General features: G+C 37.9%; 16 protein-coding genes and 1 tRNA gene. 10 read left to right on the top strand and 7 right to left on the bottom strand.

The window, feature by feature from the left end:
* Positions 1 to 3: 3 nt before the first annotated feature.
* From aroA to LS68_RS02410, 4 genes are read right to left on the bottom strand one after another with little or no spacing between them, the layout of a single operon-like run.
* Positions 4 to 1308, bottom strand: a complete 1305-nt coding sequence (gene aroA, locus LS68_RS02425; RefSeq protein ID WP_034372248.1) for a 3-phosphoshikimate 1-carboxyvinyltransferase — start codon at positions 1306 to 1308, stop codon at positions 4 to 6.
* A 16-nt stretch (positions 1309 to 1324) separates the two neighbouring features.
* A complete protein-coding gene (locus tag LS68_RS02420) occupies positions 1325 to 2422 on the bottom strand; it encodes a HAMP domain-containing sensor histidine kinase (RefSeq protein ID WP_241993675.1) in 1098 nt (365 codons plus the stop codon).
* Entirely contained in the window at positions 2364 to 2681 is a 318-nt protein-coding gene (locus tag LS68_RS02415; protein ID WP_034372242.1) for a rod-binding protein, read from the bottom strand. Before LS68_RS02415 ends, LS68_RS02420 begins: the two co-directional genes overlap by 59 nt.
* Before the next feature lie 28 nt (positions 2682 to 2709).
* On the bottom strand, positions 2710 to 3690 hold the full coding sequence (locus tag LS68_RS02410; RefSeq protein ID WP_052100481.1) for a flagellar basal body P-ring protein FlgI: 981 nt from the start codon (positions 3688 to 3690) through the stop codon (positions 2710 to 2712).
* 168 nt (positions 3691 to 3858) lie between these two features.
* Between LS68_RS02410 and LS68_RS02405 the strand changes: the two genes are divergently transcribed.
* Positions 3859 to 3936, top strand: a tRNA-Pro gene (locus tag LS68_RS02405).
* Between the two features lie 147 nt (positions 3937 to 4083).
* Here LS68_RS02405 and LS68_RS02400 read toward each other — a convergent pair.
* Positions 4084 to 4743, bottom strand: a complete 660-nt coding sequence (locus tag LS68_RS02400) for a Crp/Fnr family transcriptional regulator (RefSeq protein ID WP_034372236.1) — start codon at positions 4741 to 4743, stop codon at positions 4084 to 4086.
* Positions 4744 to 4853: 110 nt separating this feature from the next.
* Here LS68_RS02400 and mnmG point away from each other — a divergent pair, with 110 nt between their 5' ends.
* From mnmG to LS68_RS02385, 3 genes are all read left to right on the top strand, one after another.
* Positions 4854 to 6764, top strand: a complete 1911-nt coding sequence (gene mnmG / locus LS68_RS02395) for a tRNA uridine-5-carboxymethylaminomethyl(34) synthesis enzyme MnmG (RefSeq protein ID WP_199741473.1) — start codon at positions 4854 to 4856, stop codon at positions 6762 to 6764.
* A gap of 69 nt (positions 6765 to 6833) precedes the next feature.
* Positions 6834 to 7439, top strand: coding sequence for a UPF0323 family lipoprotein (locus LS68_RS02390; protein ID WP_034372230.1), 606 nt, complete (start codon positions 6834 to 6836; stop codon positions 7437 to 7439).
* A 9-nt stretch (positions 7440 to 7448) separates the two neighbouring features.
* Positions 7449 to 8621, top strand: a complete 1173-nt coding sequence (locus LS68_RS02385) for a glutathionylspermidine synthase family protein (protein ID WP_034372227.1) — start codon at positions 7449 to 7451, stop codon at positions 8619 to 8621.
* On the opposite strand, the gene LS68_RS02380 is transcribed toward LS68_RS02385, so the two are convergent.
* Together LS68_RS02380 and LS68_RS02375 are read right to left on the bottom strand one after the other, a co-directional pair.
* Entirely contained in the window at positions 8611 to 10071 is a 1461-nt protein-coding gene (locus tag LS68_RS02380; RefSeq protein WP_034372224.1) for an FAD-dependent oxidoreductase, read from the bottom strand. The genes LS68_RS02385 and LS68_RS02380 overlap by 11 nt on opposite strands.
* Positions 10068 to 10274, bottom strand: coding sequence for a hypothetical protein (locus LS68_RS02375; protein WP_034372222.1), 207 nt, complete (start codon positions 10272 to 10274; stop codon positions 10068 to 10070). Before LS68_RS02375 ends, LS68_RS02380 begins: the two co-directional genes overlap by 4 nt.
* Between LS68_RS02375 and LS68_RS02370 the strand changes: the two genes are divergently transcribed.
* The 6 genes from LS68_RS02370 to rho all read left to right on the top strand — a co-directional run bounded on the left by LS68_RS02370 (position 10257) and on the right by rho (position 17532).
* Positions 10257 to 10721, top strand: a complete 465-nt coding sequence (locus LS68_RS02370) for a hypothetical protein (protein WP_081950958.1) — start codon at positions 10257 to 10259, stop codon at positions 10719 to 10721. The genes LS68_RS02375 and LS68_RS02370 overlap by 18 nt on opposite strands.
* Positions 10714 to 12522 (top strand): excinuclease ABC subunit UvrC, encoded by a 1809-nt coding sequence (gene uvrC, locus LS68_RS02365; RefSeq protein WP_034372220.1) that lies wholly within the window; start codon positions 10714 to 10716, stop codon positions 12520 to 12522. Before LS68_RS02370 ends, uvrC begins: the two co-directional genes overlap by 8 nt.
* 2 nt (positions 12523 to 12524) lie before the next feature.
* On the top strand, positions 12525 to 13994 hold the full coding sequence (locus LS68_RS02360; protein WP_138090831.1) for a hypothetical protein: 1470 nt from the start codon (positions 12525 to 12527) through the stop codon (positions 13992 to 13994).
* Entirely contained in the window at positions 13995 to 15455 is a 1461-nt protein-coding gene (locus LS68_RS02355) for a HAMP domain-containing sensor histidine kinase (protein WP_034369393.1), read from the top strand.
* Positions 15445 to 16119 carry a response regulator gene (locus LS68_RS02350; protein ID WP_138090828.1) on the top strand — a complete coding sequence of 225 codons (675 nt, stop codon included), beginning with the start codon at positions 15445 to 15447 and terminating at the stop codon, positions 16117 to 16119. The genes LS68_RS02355 and LS68_RS02350 overlap by 11 nt, the downstream gene beginning before the upstream one ends.
* Positions 16120 to 16236: 117 nt before the next feature.
* On the top strand, positions 16237 to 17532 hold the full coding sequence (rho, locus tag LS68_RS02345) for a transcription termination factor Rho (RefSeq protein WP_034369390.1): 1296 nt from the start codon (positions 16237 to 16239) through the stop codon (positions 17530 to 17532).
* Positions 17533 to 17534: the final 2 nt, after the last annotated feature.

Here is a 17534-nt window from a genome sequence, read left to right as displayed (position 1 = left end):
TTCTTACGATTCTGTATTTTCTATATGTGTAATCTGTGAAAGCAGGGTTAAGAATTGCGGAAAAGAAACATCAATACATTCACTATCGCTAATTTCTCCCCCACAAGTGAGCTGGGCGATAGCAAAACTCATTGCGATACGATGATCGCCATAAGAATCCACTTTTGCAGGCTTTAATTCCCCACCTATAACGCTAAATCCATCATCAAACTCTTCACATTCAATCCCCATTGCACGCAAATTCGTAATCGTAGCAAGGATTCTATCGCTCTCTTTAACGCGCAATTCTTTTGCATTACGCACTTCACTTTTACCCTTTGCAATCGCAAAACAAATAGCCAAAGCGGGAATCTCATCAATCAACCATGCGATTGAAGAATCTACCTTTATAGCATTTAATGGCGCGGATTGGACACTAATATCACCGATAAGTTCATAATCCGATGGGTGTATGTGATAGCTGATTTTTGCTCCCATTCGCTCCAAAACCTTAAATGCTTCAATGCGCGTTTTATTGAGCAAGACATTTTTGAGTAAAACTTTTGCATCACACACACACGCCGCTAGAGCAAAATAAAACGCACTTGATGGATCAGCTGGAATCTCAAGTTTAAAAGATTCTAATTTTCTCTCAAGCGGTTCAAAACACACTTCATAACGACCATTATCAGATTCTTTACATTGGAGATGCACACCCATACCTTTAAGCAAATTTTCAGTGTGATCACGGCTTAAAAGCGGTTCGCTAAATTTCGAAGCACCTTTGGCAAAAAGCCCCGCAAGAATCATCGCGCTCTTAACTTGCGCAGAAGCGATAGGGCTATGATATTGAAAAGATTCTAATGATGATCCTGTGATACTCAAAGGAGCGAGAGAATTATCCTTTCTGCCTTTAATATCCGCTCCGATTGATTGTAAAGGTTCAATGATGCGTCTCATCGGGCGCTGATTAAGATATTTATCCCCTGTTAAAACAAAATGCCCCTTTACTCCACTTAGCAATCCCGAAAAAAGCCTCATCGCTGTGCCTGCATTACCACAATCAAGCACTTCACTAGGCTCACAAATACCATTTTCTGGCGGTATAAAACGCATCGTTTGAGAATCTAAATGTTCGACTTTTAGTCCCAACTGACAAGCAATTTGCAATGTGTGCAAAGTATCTTCACCTTGCAAATAACCTTTGACCTCACAAGGCTTATCCGCAAGCAATGCAAACATTGCACTACGATGAGAGATAGATTTGTCTGTCGCGACTTCAAACTCCCCCTCAAAAGGTTGAGCTTTACTGATTTTTGTATGCCTCATTTACCATTCCTTTCTATCACTTTTTAGCAATTCTAACAAAAAAGATTTTATCTTTTTCATCTTCAAAACAAATTTCTCCGCCATGCGCTTGAATAATCTGCTTACAAAGAGCCAATCCCAAACCATTGCCCTTGAGCTTAGTCGTCTTAAAAGGCTCAAAAAGAATATTTCTATTATCTACGGATTTGCCATTATCACTAAAACTAAAACACCAAAACTTTTCTTCATCTTGGAATCTCACTGCGATTTTTCCGCTTTCTCCTTCGCCTTCTTCAATCGCATCAATCGCATTAAAAAGAAAATTTTGCATCACTATACTGAATAAATCAAAATCAACAAACACTTCAAGATTCTTATCTACGCCTAAATCAAAGTCAAAAGTAATCGGTTTTGAGAATGTATAATACCCGATAGAATGGTGCAAATCATCTTCTAAATCACACAAACGATGATTTTGACGATTAGGATTGACACCTTTAGTAAAAAGCAAAGTCGCATTGATCAATCGCTCCACACGCCAAAGTGCTTTTTTGATTTCAAGCACAATCGACTTGATGCTATTATCACCCCTTTTAAGCAAGGTTGATGTTAAAAGTGAGATAGAACCTATAGGATTGCGTATTTCATGAGCAAGATGTGCAGAGACTTGCCCCATTGACGCAAGCCTTTCTTGACGCTTTTGATTGGTAATATTTGTCGCACTAATGACTTGCTTATTACCTTTATGACTACTTTGGAGTAAATAAAATTGTCCGAGATATTCGATTTCTTGTTCTTTCTCACCTTGATTCTGATAACTTTGCAAGATTCCATCAATGCGGCTTGCTTCAGCATTTTGATAGAATAGCTTACCATTGCTTTCAATCACCCAAATCGCTTGAGGAATAAGCTCTAAAACCCACTCATACAATGCTTTCAGACTATTAAAATCATTTTGTAACTTTTTGAATTCTTGCTCTGTGCCATAAGTGCTTTGAATCAGCGTTGCTAGAGAATCTAAAAGCACACTTTTATCATCACTGCTTAGACGCTCTAAAATCTCTGGACTAATAAGGCTATTTTCGTTTTGCATTTTGGTTTTGTTGATCTTGAAGATACCGATAAAGTAGCTCACTATAACCAAAGCTTCCGCTTAACTCCTCACTCAACTGATCAATATACATAGAATGATAAATATCGCTTCCGGGCTGCTTGGGATAGAGTGTATCATCGTTTTTGATTGCATCTTGAAGCATTGTTTTGAGCAATAATGCTTCGAAATGATCCGTTTGTTCTTTTAGCTTAGCATCATCTTGATTCTGTATCACTTGAGACTGATTTTTGAGCTTGGCATTATCATAATTCATCATCGCCATTGAAGTATCAATTCGCATTTTTTCTCCTTAGTATGTTTGGATTCTATCACATCACTTCAATATCTGCGCTAATTGCGCCCGCTTTTTTGATTGTTTCAAGAATAGATATGACATTTCTTGGAGTTGCCCCCATTCTTTGCAATGCTTTTACCACGCTTGAAACCGTCGGTTTAGAACCATTCGTGCTAATCGTGCCTTGCGTTTTACTGACTATGACACCCTCATCTATTTGCACTGCTTCAGGATCATTAAGCATCTCATCAGAAATTTTAATCGTAATATCACCATGCGTGATGACCACCGGATCAATTGTGATACTTACTCCAGCGACAATCGTTCCAGACTTTTCATCAATGATGATTTTTTCTTTACGCGCATAATCGACTTCAACTTCTTCGACAAGAGCTAAAAACTCTACCATACTAAGATTATCAGGCTTTTGAAGCTTAATCGTGCGCGCATCGACAGCCACTGCAATCGCATCGCCAAATACGCTATTAAGCGTTTGCTGAATCTTAATCGCATTTTGCAAATCAGAATGCTTGAGACTCAAAGTCGCTTGGCTCTGATTGTAAAGGTTGTAATTAATCTCACGCTCTACGGTTGCTCCACCTACGATTGTGCCTGATAATGCGCTATTGCTCTCTCCTAATGTAATATTGCCCTGCGCAAGTGCGTAAATATTGCCATCAACCCCATTAAGCGGTGTCATTACAAGTGTGCCGCCATTGATTGATTTTGCATCACCAATTGATGAAACCAAAATATCAAGCTTATCCCCTACCCTCGCAAATGGTGGAAGAGTCGCCGTTACAAGCACAGCCGCGACATTCTTCGATTTAATATCGTTAGCAGAAAGCTTTACATTGACACTCTCTAGCATATTTGCAATACTTTGCATCGTAAATTTAGAGCCACTCTTATCTCCACTTCCATTGAGCCCGATAATAAGCCCATAACCTACAAGACTATTACCCCGAATCCCTACAACTTGGGCAATTTCATTAATTTTTTGAGCAGAAGCCATTGAAACGCATACCGCTAGAGATAGTATTGCATACAAACATTGGCTTTTGATTGTTTTCATATCACTCCCTTGATTCAAAACTTTCATCTCATTGAAGCAATTAATATTCCTTAGCATTGATTGGACAAATTAAAAAAATTTGCTATAATGCGCGTTTTAATTCTTTTACGGAGTATAGCGCAGCCTGATTAGCGCGCACCCTTGGGGTGGGTGAGGTCGTGGGTTTGAATCCCGCTACTCCGACCATTTTATGAGACTCTTTGTAAAACTCATTTTCTAGCTTATTATCCACTTTTATGTTTGCAACACAGATTCTAGAATCTACAAAAATAAACTTTACAAGGCATAGCGGTTTTGCCCTTAAAGAATCTGCCAAAATCACGCAATAAACTCTTATCCTCCGTAGATTCTTTCAAATTCTGCCTTATTACTAAGACAAATCTCGCCCTTATTGTTTTTATAAATCAACCCTTGTTGAAACATTTTTTGCAGAATCCGACTTAAAGTTTCAATCTTGATATTGAGTTCTCTAGCAATCGTTTGTCGTTGCACTTTGTTAAAATAATCAAGCTGTGTGCGCAAAATATATGCTACTCGTGCAGTGCTGTCATAAATCTCTTTGAAATTAATAAAATTTTTAAACACAATATTTTTACCCATAAATTCTCTTAAAAGTGCGTTACTAATATCCAAATATTCCGAAACTAAATCCGCAAGCAAATGAAGCTCTAAAAGTAAAATAGTGCTTGTCCTTAGACTATGAACACTTGCCGATGCGATATAAGGCTCAAAATTACCAAAACAATTAATCAAACGCGCATCTTCTTCCGAAGAAACATAACACAAAAACAATTCATTATTATTTTGATCCATTTTATAAAGCTCTAAAAGTCCATCGACAAGAAAATAAGCACATTCTATTTTTTCACCTTCATAATACAAGATACTATCTTTATCGACAACTTTTATTTTTGCGACTTTATTGAGTGCTTCTAAACTCTCTCTACCGAGTGATTTAAAAGACTTGATAGAGTTGATTGCATCAATTTTCATCTTCCTTATCCTTAAAAACAATTGCATCTAAACTTCTCACGAAGCGATATATTATAATAAAAATAGCAAAATATATAGTAGAATACGCGACTAAAATAAAAATCTTAAGGATTGATATGCAATATGATGTTTTGGTTGTAGGCGGCGGACACGCTGGATTAGAAGCAAGCATTGCAAGCGCAAAAATGGGCGCAAAGACGCATCTTCTGACTATTCTTGTGCAAAATATCGCCCTAGCAAGTTGCAACCCTGCAATAGGAGGGCTAGGAAAAGGACATCTTGTCAAAGAAATAGATGCCTTAGGAGGAGTGATGGGCATCATCACAGACCAATGCGGGATTCAATTCAGAATCCTAAATCACTCCAAAGGTCCTGCTGTGAGAGGCACAAGGGCTCAAATTGATATGGACAGATACAGCATACTTGCCAAAGCACAGGCTCTTAATACACCCAATCTCACTATTTCGCAAGAAGTGGCAGAAAAGATTCTCTACGAGCAAGATAAAGACGGGCATTTTTTTGCGACAGGCATTCAAACCAATATCGGCAAAACCTACCTTGCAAAAAAAATTATTCTCACCACAGGGACTTTTCTCAAAGGACTTGTGCATATTGGTGAAAACCAACTTCATAATGGACGCTTTGGCGAGATTGCCGCAGAGAATCTTAGCACTTCACTTAAAGAATTAGGGCTTGAGCTGGGGCGTTTAAAAACTGGCACTTGTGCAAGAATCGATGCAAAAAGCATTGATTTTACGCATCTTGAACAACATTGCGGGGATTCAAACCCTCCTCATTTTAGTGCTAGCACACAAAATTTTCAGCCTACCCAACTCCCATGTTATGTTACTTACACAAATGAAAAAACGCATCAAATTATTAGGAATAATTTTCATCGCGCACCACTTTTCACGGGACAAATAGAAGGTGTAGGTCCCCGTTATTGTCCAAGTATCGAGGATAAAGTCAATCGTTTTGCAGACAAAACACGGCATCAGCTCTTCTTAGAACCTCAAACCAAAGAAGCAGTTGAATACTATATCAATGGGCTTTCAACCTCTTTGCCTATTGATGTGCAAGAAGAGATGATTCATAGCATCAAAGGCTTAGAAAATGCCAAAATCACGCGCTATGGCTATGCGATAGAATACGATTATGTTGATCCTACCGAACTTTACCACACCCTTGAGACAAAAAAATGTTCAAATCTTTACCTTGCAGGACAAATTAATGGCACCACAGGCTATGAAGAAGCAGCTGCTCAAGGCATTATGGCTGGGATCAATGCAGCCCTTTCCCTGCGGCAACAACACTTTATCTTAAGAAGAGATGAGGCATATATTGGCGTGATGATTGATGATTTAGTAACAAAAGGCACAAAAGAACCTTATAGGGTTTTCACTTCTCGCGCTGAATATCGCCTCTTACTTCGCGAAGACAATGCGTATTTGAGGCTTTCACCTTATGCGTATTCATTTGGATTAATTGATAAACAGCAATACACTCAAGTGATGCGTGATAAAAACGATATTGCACAAGCCCTAGAATGGATCGAAAACACCAATCTCACACCTTCAAGTAAGAATCTTGCCCTTTTAGATTCTTTCCAAATCCCACCTATCACTAATCGCACATCTTTAACCCACATCATCGGTCAAAATGCTCTAAGCGAAGACACATTAAAGCAATTTCTCACCGAATGTGGTTTCAAGTCTATCCAAACAATGAGCAGCCGAGCGTGCGAGCAAATCTGCATAGAATCTCGGTATTTTGACTATATTCAAAAACAAAAAGAAAATATCCAAAAAATGTCTCAAATGCTTGAAGTGGAAATTCCTAAAGATTTTGTTTTTGAGGGTATTCCGGGATTAAGCCTCGAAGTGATTGAAAAATTACAAAAATTTGCTCCCAAAAGTCTGTTTGAAGCAAGCGAAATCAGCGGCATCACACCTGCTAGTCTTGATGTTTTACATCTCTATATTCATTTGCATCACAAACAAGCCTTAAAAGCGGCGCGTTAAGATTCTAAAGCTATAATGTGTTATCAAATAATAATGAGTAGTGATATTTAGAATCTAAGGAGCTTAACTATGAAACATATCCGCTTTATCAAAGACTACGCAATGGTTGGAGGACTAGGTGTGATGGCAGTCTTTGCCCTTAACGCTTGTGATAATGGCGCACAAGATTCTCTTAACTCTACGCTTCAAGAAGCCAAAAAAGAAGGTGCTTTTGTCATTATTGAAGAACAAGCTGATGGAAGCTACAAGGTGCTTGAAGAATATCCTAGTGATCAAACACGCGTGATGCTTAAAGATAAAAATGGACAAGAACGAATGCTCACTCAAGAAGAAATTGATGACCTTCTTAAGGTTGAAGAAGAAAAAATTGATGCAGGCACAAGTGAACTTACCAATCCCAATGGCGGAGGATTAGGCTTAGGTGGAGCGATTCTTGCAAGTGCCGCAGGTGCAATGCTAGGAAGCTATATCGGAAATAAACTTTTCAACAATCCCAATTATCAAGCAAACGCACAACGCAATTACAAATCCCCTCAAGCTTATGAACGCAGCAAGAATAGTTTTAACAACAAAACGAGCAGTAGCACCACACGCTCTAGCACAGCAGGAAAAAGTGGATTCTTTGGGACAAATAATTCGCAAACTAGTAAAAGCTCTTCAAGCTTTAGCTCGTAGGATTGTCCAATGAATATTAGCACACTTAAACCTCTTGATACGCAAACCTTGCAGCAAATAGGCTTACCATGGCATACAGATAGTGATCAAACCCCTTATATCAGTGATGAACTAATACACATCACAGAGCAAGAAACTGAAGCATTTTATGAAGCAGGCAATACACTTTATGATATGTATGTCGAAGCAGGACAATATGTCATCGATAATGATTTGTTTTTTGAATTAGATATTCCTCCTAGCCTTATTGGTATGATCAAGCAAAGTTGGGAAGAAGACATTCATTGGCATCTTTATGGGCGTTTTGACTTAGCAGGAGGGCTTGATGGTAAGCCTATTAAACTTTTGGAGTTCAATGCAGACACGCCCACAATGCTTTATGAAAGTGCTTTGATTCAATGGGCTTTACTCAAAGCCAATGGGCTTGATGAAAATGCACAATTTAATGATATTTATCATGCTTTGAGCGAAAATTTCAAGCGTCTCATCACACTTGAAGAAGATACTTCTCGATTTACAGAGCTTTATGAAGGCTGGAAGATTCTCTTTTCAAGCATTGGCGATAATCTTGAAGAAATCACAACGACAAGATTCTTAGAACATATCGCACGAGAAAGCGGCTTTGAGTGTGGGTTCGCTCCGATTGATAAGGTGCTTTTCTCACCCACAGAAGGTGTAAGCTTTGAGGGTATCTCGTATGAATTTTTATTCAAACTCATTCCATGGGAAAACATTGCGATTGATGAACCCGAACTAGCCTTGTTAATGAATGAGATGATGCAAAATAATAATACGATTTTTCTTAATCCCGCTTACACTTTATTATTCCAAAGCAAGAGAATGCTTAAGATACTATGGGATCTTTTCCCCAATCACCCTCTTCTTTTAGAATCAAGCTTCACACCTCTTTCTGTCAAGCAGGTATGCAAACCCTCGTTTGGACGAGAAGGTGCAAATGTCCAGATTCTCGATGCTAATGGCAAAGTGCTAGATTCTAAAGAAGGCATTTATACCAATCAAAAGCCTCTTTATCAAGCATTTTACGAACTCAACACTCACAACAATGCGTTTTACCAACCTAATGTATTTTTTGCCTACGAATCTTGCGGACTAGGATTCCGTAAAGGCGGAAGTATTATGGATAATTTTTCAAAATTTGTGAGTCATTGCATCAAAGGTTAGAATCAAGCCTGTGGTGCGCTCCTAAACTTTCTTTGCGCTCAATGGCAGCTTGGATAATTTTCCGCGCAACAAGCAGTCGTAAGCGAAGCATACGCCCAATATTAGATTCTAGCATAACCTCAATCCCACCTAACGCAGAATCTAAACCGCTTTGAGTGCGCATAATACCGACTTTTGCCCACATAATCTCCCGCAAAATATTCTTTAATTTTATATCGCCTTCCTTTTCTAATATCTCTTCACACAAAGGAAAATGTCTAGTTGGTGTGCTAAGAGGCTTACTGATAATATCATTAGCGACTGCCTTACCAAACACAAGCCCTTCTAACAGGGAATTAGACGCTAGGCGATTTGCTCCATGCACACCATTACAAGCACATTCACCCACCGCATAGAGATTCTTCATACCCTGCACTTTCCCCTTATCATCAACCAAAATCCCTCCCATAGAATAATGAAATGCAGGCGAAATAGGGATTTTATCTTCGGGGATTCGCACCTTGCATGTCGAAAGATCACGATAGATGTTGGGAAAACGTTGCCTGAAAGTCTGCTCACTGAAAGCACTTAAATCTAAAAAAACACTCTTTTTTTCACGCATACAATAATCCATAATACCACGCGCAACAATATCACGAGGGGCAAGCTCCCCGCGCTCATCATAGGCAAATAAAAAACGTTTGCCATTTTCATCGACAATCATTCCGCCCTCACCTCTCACTGCTTCAGAAATTAAATATTTTCGCGCGTGAGGAGTGTCGATATAAACCGTAGGGTGAAACTGCAGCATCTCCATATCGTGCAATGCCAAATGATGTTCCAAAATGATTCCGTGCATATCACTGCTGATTGTATAGGCATTGGTGTGATACTTAAAAAGCCCCCCTACACCACCACTAGCAATCACAATATGATCTGCATAGAGATTAAAGAGTCCTAGTTTTGTTTGCACACACACACCATAAGCCATATCTTCTTCAATCAGCAAATCCACGACTTCAGCATTTTTCCACAATGTATGCTTGAGCGTCTTAATGAGGTGTGTGTGGAGATTCCGCCCTGTGCCATCACCTCCAGAATGTATAATGCGTGGTATAGTATGTCCGCCTTCTTGAGTGTATAAAAGCTTACCCTCTTCGTCCCTATCAATCTCAAATCCACTCTCAAGTAACTCATCAAGTATATCCAAACTTCCTCTTGTCAGCTCACTAACCCTATCCGAGCTATTCAAACGCGCTCCAGCTAAAAGCGTATCCTGCATATACAAAGACACATCATCACTGCCTTTGGCAATGCTAATACCCCCTTGTGCGTAAAAAGTATTACATTCCCAAGGCTGTGCCTTACATAAAACCAAAACGCTTAGCTCTTTAGGCAAATGCTTGGCGCAATAAAGCCCTGCTACTCCCGCGCCAATAATAATAACATCATACTTGATTTCTTTACTCATTGCACTTCTCCCAAATCTTCATCACTATAAGTAGGATAAGTATCGATTCCATAAAATAGCACCTTTTTGCCCTCTGATGATTGTTTGGGTGATTGGATTTTAGAATCGATTTGCTTATAAAAAGGATCGGCTTTATAACCACAACCTATAAGAAAAATAAATGCTAAATATGCTAAAATTCCTTTATGAAAAGTTCGCAACATCTTATCTCCGTTCTAACACAAGATTTTCCCAATCTTGCACAAAAAATCCAACAACACCAAGAAATCTCGCGTTTCAAAAATCTCTTCTTCACGCCCCATATCAAAGAGCAAATCCTCTTTATCACACGCAAAGAAGATAGGCTTCTTTTTGCTTTTAAACATCAAGCACTTTGTGCTGAATTCAACCATTATAAACACAAACAAATAATAGAGAGTTTAAAACAATACAAAGAGCAGTTCCCCACGCTTTGCACAATCCAAAAAATACACGCCTATGTGCCCTCACATATCCTTGCATCATCACACATTACCCTTAAACCACATCACACTTTTTCTGAACACTCAAGCGGAAACTTTGAAAATCACGCAAAAAATAGCGATATTTATAAAAAATTTGAAGAAATACGTTTGAGTATTCAGCGCATTAAGGCATTAGACGATGAATAATACTTATGATCTTTTGACGCATCTCCGATCATTGCCTAACACTTCGGGAATCTATCAATATTTTGATTCTTATGGCAATCTCCTCTATGTAGGCAAAGCGAAAAATCTTAAAAATCGCATTAAAAGTTATTTTTGTGTGCAGGATAATATCATCACTCCTAAAACTAATCTTAGCCCAAGAATCGCCCTAATGGTTTCTCAAATCGCCCAAATCCATACACTTTTGACACAAAACGAACAAGATGCCTTAATCCTTGAAAATTCCCTCATCAAAAGTCTCAAACCTAAATACAATATCCTTTTGCGTGATGACAAAACTTACCCTTACATTTATATTGACAAAACACAGCCATTCCCTCGCTTTGAAATCACAAGAATCGCCCTTAAAGATCATCAGATTCAATATTTTGGACCTTTTACCAATGGAGCAAGAGATTTGCTTGAAAGTCTTTATGAGACATTACCTCTTGTGCAAAAAAAATCTTGCATTAAAAGCAAAAAATCCTGTATGTTTTATCAAATCGGTAAATGTCCCGCACCTTGTGAGGGAAAAATTTCACCAAAAGATTATGCAAAAACCATCGAGGAAGGCATCAATCTCATTGAAAACAAAAAAAACCTGCTAACGATTCTGGAGCAAAAAATGCAGTTTTATTCTGACCATCTTCATTTTGAAGAAGCTGCCAAGATTCGGGACAAAATGAACAAAATTGCATCAATGCAAAATGAATCTGTGATTGATATGATTGCTGGTAATTTTGATGTGTTTGTGATTGAAAAAGGACAAGATCATAGCGTTTTGATGAAGCTTTTTATTCGTCATGGGCGCGTTGTCTCAAGCGACTTTTCACTTCTCCATCAAGATATAGAATCCCACAATCTTTCTCAAGCCTACACACAAGCGATTCTTAGCCATTACAAAACCCAAATGCCTCTCTTGCCTGATATGATTCTAATCCCCTACTTTACTTTAGAATCTAAAGCCGAGCTTGAAGCGATTTTGCAAACAAATCTCCAAAGCAAAATAAAAATCTGCCAACCACAAAAAGGTAAAAAGAAAGACCTTATAGCACTATGCTCCCAAAATGCTCAAGAAATCTTGCGTTTGCAAAGCAAGGAAAACGATGAAAACTATTCTATTTTGCACTCACTTAAAGAACTGCTCTCACTCCACAATACGCCTTATCATATCGAAGTTTTTGACACTTCTCACCATAGCGGTGAACACAGCGTGGGAGGAATGATCACTTATGAAAACAATACTTTTGTCTCATCAAAATATCGCCGCTATCAATTGCAAGGCGATGATGAATACACACAAATGCGTGAAATGCTTACACGAAGAGTGCAAAGTTTTGAGACATTGCCTCCGCCAGATTTATGGGTGATTGATGGCGGTCAAGCACAAATCCAACTTGCTCTTACGATTCTCCAAAGTATAGGGGCAAATGTCGAGGTCATTGGTATTTCAAAAATGAAAATCAATGGCGTAGCAAATCGGGCTAAAGGTAATGTCCAAGACATTATCAGAAACAAAAATCAGACATTTAAACTAAAACCAAATGATAAAAGATTACAATTTCTTCAAAAACTACGAGATGAGGTTCATCGTTATGCTATTACATATCATCGCTACAAAAAACGAAAAAATATACAAAAGATACAGATAATGGATAAAAACTACTCACCTTCCCAAATCAAGCGTTTGCTGAATTATTTTGGAAGTTATGAACGCATTAAAGAAGCAAATGACGAACAAATAGCGCAAATTCTACGCTCCAAAAAACTGCATGAGAGATAATAATGGTATCAAAAATTTATGATCAAACGCTAGAGATTCTTAATCAATGTTACCAAAATCAACAACCTATCAAAGATTCTCAAGAAAACGCATCAAAAGAGCTTTTTGAGCTTATTCAATCGCACCCAGAACAAGAAAATGACATTCGTATGGCTATCTTACATTTTTACAATCAACGCGGTTTGGCAGCTTTCGTGCATCTTGAAAAATCACATCTCCAAATCATCACACGCATCAAAAATCGCAACAACAATATTTATATCCAACGCATCATCGAATTTCTCAAATCCCGCAAGGAACTTTTAGAATCCTACAAGCAGCAAACTGCTACTTCTGAATCCTTTGACGAACTTTTTACTTTTGTGGATACGCAACTTAACCTACAAGAAGAAAGCACCAAAAGAGAAATGATCAAAACAGCTCTTCGCATTGTATGTGGCATACAAGCGCGTGATGCACTTTTTTTTAAAGACGGGACAATTAAACTTTTTAAATTTGATTATGAAGTTGTCAAAATCAATAATGAGATTCGCAAAATCAGTCAAAATTCACATATTAATGTCCTTAGCAATGAAGATCGTAAAACAATTGAAAAGTGCCTTAACGGCGTGGATTTAGAATCTTTGATTGTGCAAAATACATTGTCTATCTTGGAAAAAGATATTGATTTAAGTCATATTGATAATTTTACTTTCAACAAAAATTTTAGTTTTTTTGCAATTCAAAAAATCAGAATCTACCTTGAAGGACTACCCCTAAGCCATATTGATTCTATTGCGAAAGGTATTTATTGTATGCTTTTGGTAAAAAAATTTGAGTGGATTATGTTTGAAATTGTCGCCAAAGAACTTCTTGAATTGTGCGCTAAAGGCAACGAAAATGCCACGCGTTTTATTGAATTTTATAACGGCGGTTCAATACAAATCGGAAATAGAATCTACAAAAAACCTATCATCACGGATAATAATGGCAATCCTTGGACGATTCATCTTATCAAAGAATGTCTGCGTAACAAAATGAATGTGGAATTCGATATTGAGCAAAGTCAAAAGCGATCCGATGAGATTGATGAACGTTTAGAATTTGTCGCAACTCAAATCAAGCAAGATTCAGCTTCAAAGGAGGAATTGATTCAAAAAGTATCCTATCATCAAGGACTTCAAGAAACAAAAAGCAAAGCTTTGCGGGTATTGACTGATCAAAAAACAAGCTCATCTAGCAGTATCAAAGACCTTACTGAAGAAGTCAATCAAATCATACTGACCAAATCTCAACTTCTTGATGAAATCGATCATATTTCTAAGAATCTCTCTTTGCTCAATAATGAACAAATACGCCTTTTAGATGAGCAAACCTACCTCAAAGAACAGATTAATTACGCACTCAAAAAGAATAAAAGCAAATTCTTGCAATACGATTTACTCTCACGAGCTTTGGCTGATGCCATTTTAAATGCAAAAGACATTATATAGATGAAAAATATTATCCATCTCATCACAAAAGCTCCCTTTCAGACGCAGACAACCGTCCTTATGTGGATTATCACTTTAGGATTCTTATTGATAGGAGGTGTGGGGTTACTTGCTCTTGTAGGCTTAAAAGCGGAATTTGACACAAATTCTCCTCAAAATCAAAGTATGTCTATTCTCATCTCCCTAAGCAAAACTTATCGAGCTAATCCACAAGACACAAACAAACTCATAGAGATATGGGATACTTATAAAACGCATAGTCTTACAGAAAACAATCCCTCAAAAATCAGGACTTTACGACAATGGTATGCTCAAAGTTTTCTGCCCATGCAACGCGATGAAATTGAGAATCTTCTCGTGCAAGAAAACACAACTACTATTCTGATTGACCAAATCTTTGCGACACAAAATACCGACCAACTCACTTATTTGATTGATGAAAAAATTGATATTAATCTCAAACTTGCCGCTCTCAATAAAACTATCACCGATTCTCTTTATAGTCATACTTATATAATATTAATTGTCTTTTTAGTGATTCTTGGGGCGACACTTTTTTATTTTTCACTCACCATCAAGCATTCTATCAATAATAACCATTTACTTTTAGAACGACTTGTGGATTCTAAAACCAAAGAACTACAAATGCTCAATGCAAATTTGCAAAAATCAATCGAGTATGAAGTAGAGCAAAACCGCCAGAAAGATTTGATTATGTTTCAACAAGCGCGTCTTGCATCAATGGGGGAAATGATACAAAATATTGCACACCAATGGCGACAACCGCTTAATTCCCTTATGATGCTTATTCAAAGCTTTAAGACCAAACAGCTTCAAGACAAGCTTGACACATCTTTTGTCCTTTCACAAACTGAATATGGAATGAAAATCGCCCAAAATATGTCCGATACTATTGAAAATTTTCGCAGTTTTTTCCGACCAGACAAGCAAAAAGAGCATTTTAGTATCATTTGCAGTATTAATGATTCTATTGATCTCCTCAAGGAGCAACTTAAAGAGCAACTTATCACGCTTAATATTCTCAACAATGTCGATGAAGAAAATCTCTACATACTCGGGTATCAAAACTCTTTCACGCAAGTTATCTTGATTCTAATCAATAACGCTATGGACGCGCTCAAGCGTCAAACTGAAAACAAAGAATCGATTATAGAAATTTCATTAGAAAGGATAGGGTATAATGTCTTTATTCATTTCAAAGATAATGCAGGTGGGGTAAAACTTGAGGATAAAACAAAAGTATTTGAACCTTACTTTACTACAAAACACCAATCTGTGGGAACGGGGATAGGGCTTTATATGGCGAAACAAATCATTGAGCGTCAAATGAATGGCACAATCAGCGTAGAAAATACACATTGGGGAAAGGAAAATCAATATTTTGGGGCTGAATTTACTATAAAAATCCCCCTGCAAAAGGATCATACTGATGAATCTTGAAACACTCAACAAGCTCACCATTTTATACGCAGAAGACGATACTGATACAGCAAATCTTACAAGTATGGTGTTAGAGGACTATGTGGGGCGATTGCTTGTAGCAAAAAATGGGCAAGAAGCCCTAAAGCTTTTCAATCTTCACAAAGTGGATTTAGTCATTACAGATATTTTAATGCCTAAACTTAATGGTATCGAGCTTATCAACGCAATCCGTCATTCTTCCACTCACCCAGATGTGCCTGTCGTCATTGCGACTGCGCATACCGAGACGAAATACCTCCTTGATGCGATTCGATTACGAGTCGATGGTTATATTTTAAAACCTATCAATATTGAGGAGCTTCTCCAAGCCCTCCAAAAAGCGATTTTACCTTTTCTCCAAGCCGATGAAATTGCTTCAAAGAATCTACTGATTAATGCTATTTCAACATTTGTTGGGGGTAAAAAAATCGCTATTATCCAATTCCTCCTTGCTAATTGCGATGAAGATAATATCTTTTATGGTTCTTATGAGGATATTATCCAGCATCTTAATGTCAGCAAACCAACCATTGTAAAAACTTTTAAGCAACTGATTGATACGGGGATTCTGATTAAAATCAAAAACAAAGTTTATAAAATTCATCCCGACTTGGACCAAAATGTCAAAAACAACATTGTATAAAAAATATACTTTTTACTTGACTTCACATAAAGTTTTGACTAAAATCATTTTTTCAATATCAAATCCTAAAACAAGGACTTCATTTCACTTCCAAACTTCTTTATTCAAGGAAACTTAATGGCAATAGACAAATCACGCACACATACACCTGTAGAAGGTTATCAAATTGAAGATTTACGCACTAAAAGCATCAAGGCTTTAACCAATATCGCCGCACAAATCGGTGTCGAAAACCCTAGCGATTATCGCCGCCAAGATTTGATTTTTGAGATTCTCAAAACGCAAGTCAATCAAGGCGGATTTATCTTATTTTCGGGAATCTTAGAAATCACAAATGAAGGCTATGGATTCTTACGCGCACTCACAGAAAACTTTGCCGATAGCCCTAATGATACTTATGTCTCACAATCTCAAATCCGCCGATTTGCACTAAGAAATGGTGATATTGTAACAGGACAGGTGCGACCTCCCAAAGATCAAGAGCGTTACTATGCACTACTCAAAATCGAAGCAGTCAATTATATCTCGCTTGAAGAGATTAAAAATCGTCCGCTTTTTGACAATCTCACACCGCTTTTTCCTCTCCAACAACTCAAGCTCGAATATGAATCTTCCAAAGTTACAGGGCGTATGCTTGATTTATTTAGCCCGATAGGAAAAGGACAGCGAGCTCTTATTGTCGCTCCTCCCCGCACAGGAAAAACAGAATTAATGAAAGAGCTCGCACATGGCATTTCAAAAAATCACCCCGAAGTAGAATTGATGGTGCTTTTAGTCGATGAGCGTCCCGAAGAAGTAACCGATATGGAACGAAGCGTCAAAGGAGAGGTGTTTAGTTCTACTTTTGATATGCCTGCAACAAATCATATTCGCGTGGCAGATTTGGTTATTGAAAGTGCAAAACGCAAGGTTGAAATGGGTAAAGATGTCGTGATTTTGCTTGATTCTATCACACGATTGGCACGCGCCTATAATGCCGCTACACCATCAAGCGGTAAAGTGCTAAGCGGTGGTGTCGATGCTAATGCCTTGCACAAACCCAAACGATTTTTTGGAGCAGCCCGTAATATCGAACAAGGCGGAAGTCTCACAATCATTGCAACAGCTTTAATTGAGACAGGCTCGCGAATGGACGAAGTCATTTTTGAAGAATTTAAAGGAACAGGCAATAGTGAAATTGTCCTTGCACGCACAATTGCCGATCGCAGAATCTACCCCGCATTTGATGTGCTTAAATCCGGCACGCGAAAAGATGACTTGCTACTTGGCAAAGACAATCTCACCAAAGTATGGATGCTTCGCAATGTAATGCACACAATGGACGATATTGAAGCTTTGAGTTTCATCTACTCCAAAATGAAGCAAACCAAAGACAACGAAGAATTTTTAAATATGATGAATAGTCAGGATTAATC

This window comes from Helicobacter sp. MIT 05-5293 (assembly GCF_000765665.2).
Lineage (GTDB): Bacteria > Campylobacterota > Campylobacteria > Campylobacterales > Helicobacteraceae > Helicobacter_C.
Note: the sequence above shows the minus strand (reverse complement) of the source record. Positions and strands in the feature narration are given on the sequence as shown.

Bases quoted from the DNA above. Each gene is read 5' to 3' on its own strand.
- LS68_RS02375 (WP_034372222.1), bottom strand. From the start codon at position 10,274: ATGTTGCGAACTTTTCATAAAGGAATTTTAGCATATTTAGCATTTATT.
- LS68_RS02390 (WP_034372230.1), top strand. From the start codon at position 6,834: ATGAAACATATCCGCTTTATCAAAGACTACGCAATGGTTGGAGGACTA.
- LS68_RS02355 (WP_034369393.1), top strand. From the start codon at position 13,995: ATGAAAAATATTATCCATCTCATCACAAAAGCTCCCTTTCAGACGCAG.
- LS68_RS02350 (WP_138090828.1), top strand. From the start codon at position 15,445: ATGAATCTTGAAACACTCAACAAGCTCACCATTTTATACGCAGAAGAC.
- LS68_RS02370 (WP_081950958.1), top strand. From the start codon at position 10,257: ATGAAAAGTTCGCAACATCTTATCTCCGTTCTAACACAAGATTTTCCC.
- LS68_RS02415 (WP_034372242.1), bottom strand. From the start codon at position 2,681: ATGCGAATTGATACTTCAATGGCGATGATGAATTATGATAATGCCAAG.
- aroA (WP_034372248.1), bottom strand. From the start codon at position 1,308: ATGAGGCATACAAAAATCAGTAAAGCTCAACCTTTTGAGGGGGAGTTT.
- LS68_RS02360 (WP_138090831.1), top strand. From the start codon at position 12,525: ATGGTATCAAAAATTTATGATCAAACGCTAGAGATTCTTAATCAATGT.
- LS68_RS02400 (WP_034372236.1), bottom strand. From the start codon at position 4,743: ATGAAAATTGATGCAATCAACTCTATCAAGTCTTTTAAATCACTCGGT.
- LS68_RS02380 (WP_034372224.1), bottom strand. From the start codon at position 10,071: ATGAGTAAAGAAATCAAGTATGATGTTATTATTATTGGCGCGGGAGTA.
- LS68_RS02385 (WP_034372227.1), top strand. From the start codon at position 7,449: ATGAATATTAGCACACTTAAACCTCTTGATACGCAAACCTTGCAGCAA.
- LS68_RS02410 (WP_052100481.1), bottom strand. From the start codon at position 3,690: ATGGCTTCTGCTCAAAAAATTAATGAAATTGCCCAAGTTGTAGGGATT.
- uvrC (WP_034372220.1), top strand. From the start codon at position 10,714: ATGAATAATACTTATGATCTTTTGACGCATCTCCGATCATTGCCTAAC.
- rho (WP_034369390.1), top strand. From the start codon at position 16,237: ATGGCAATAGACAAATCACGCACACATACACCTGTAGAAGGTTATCAA.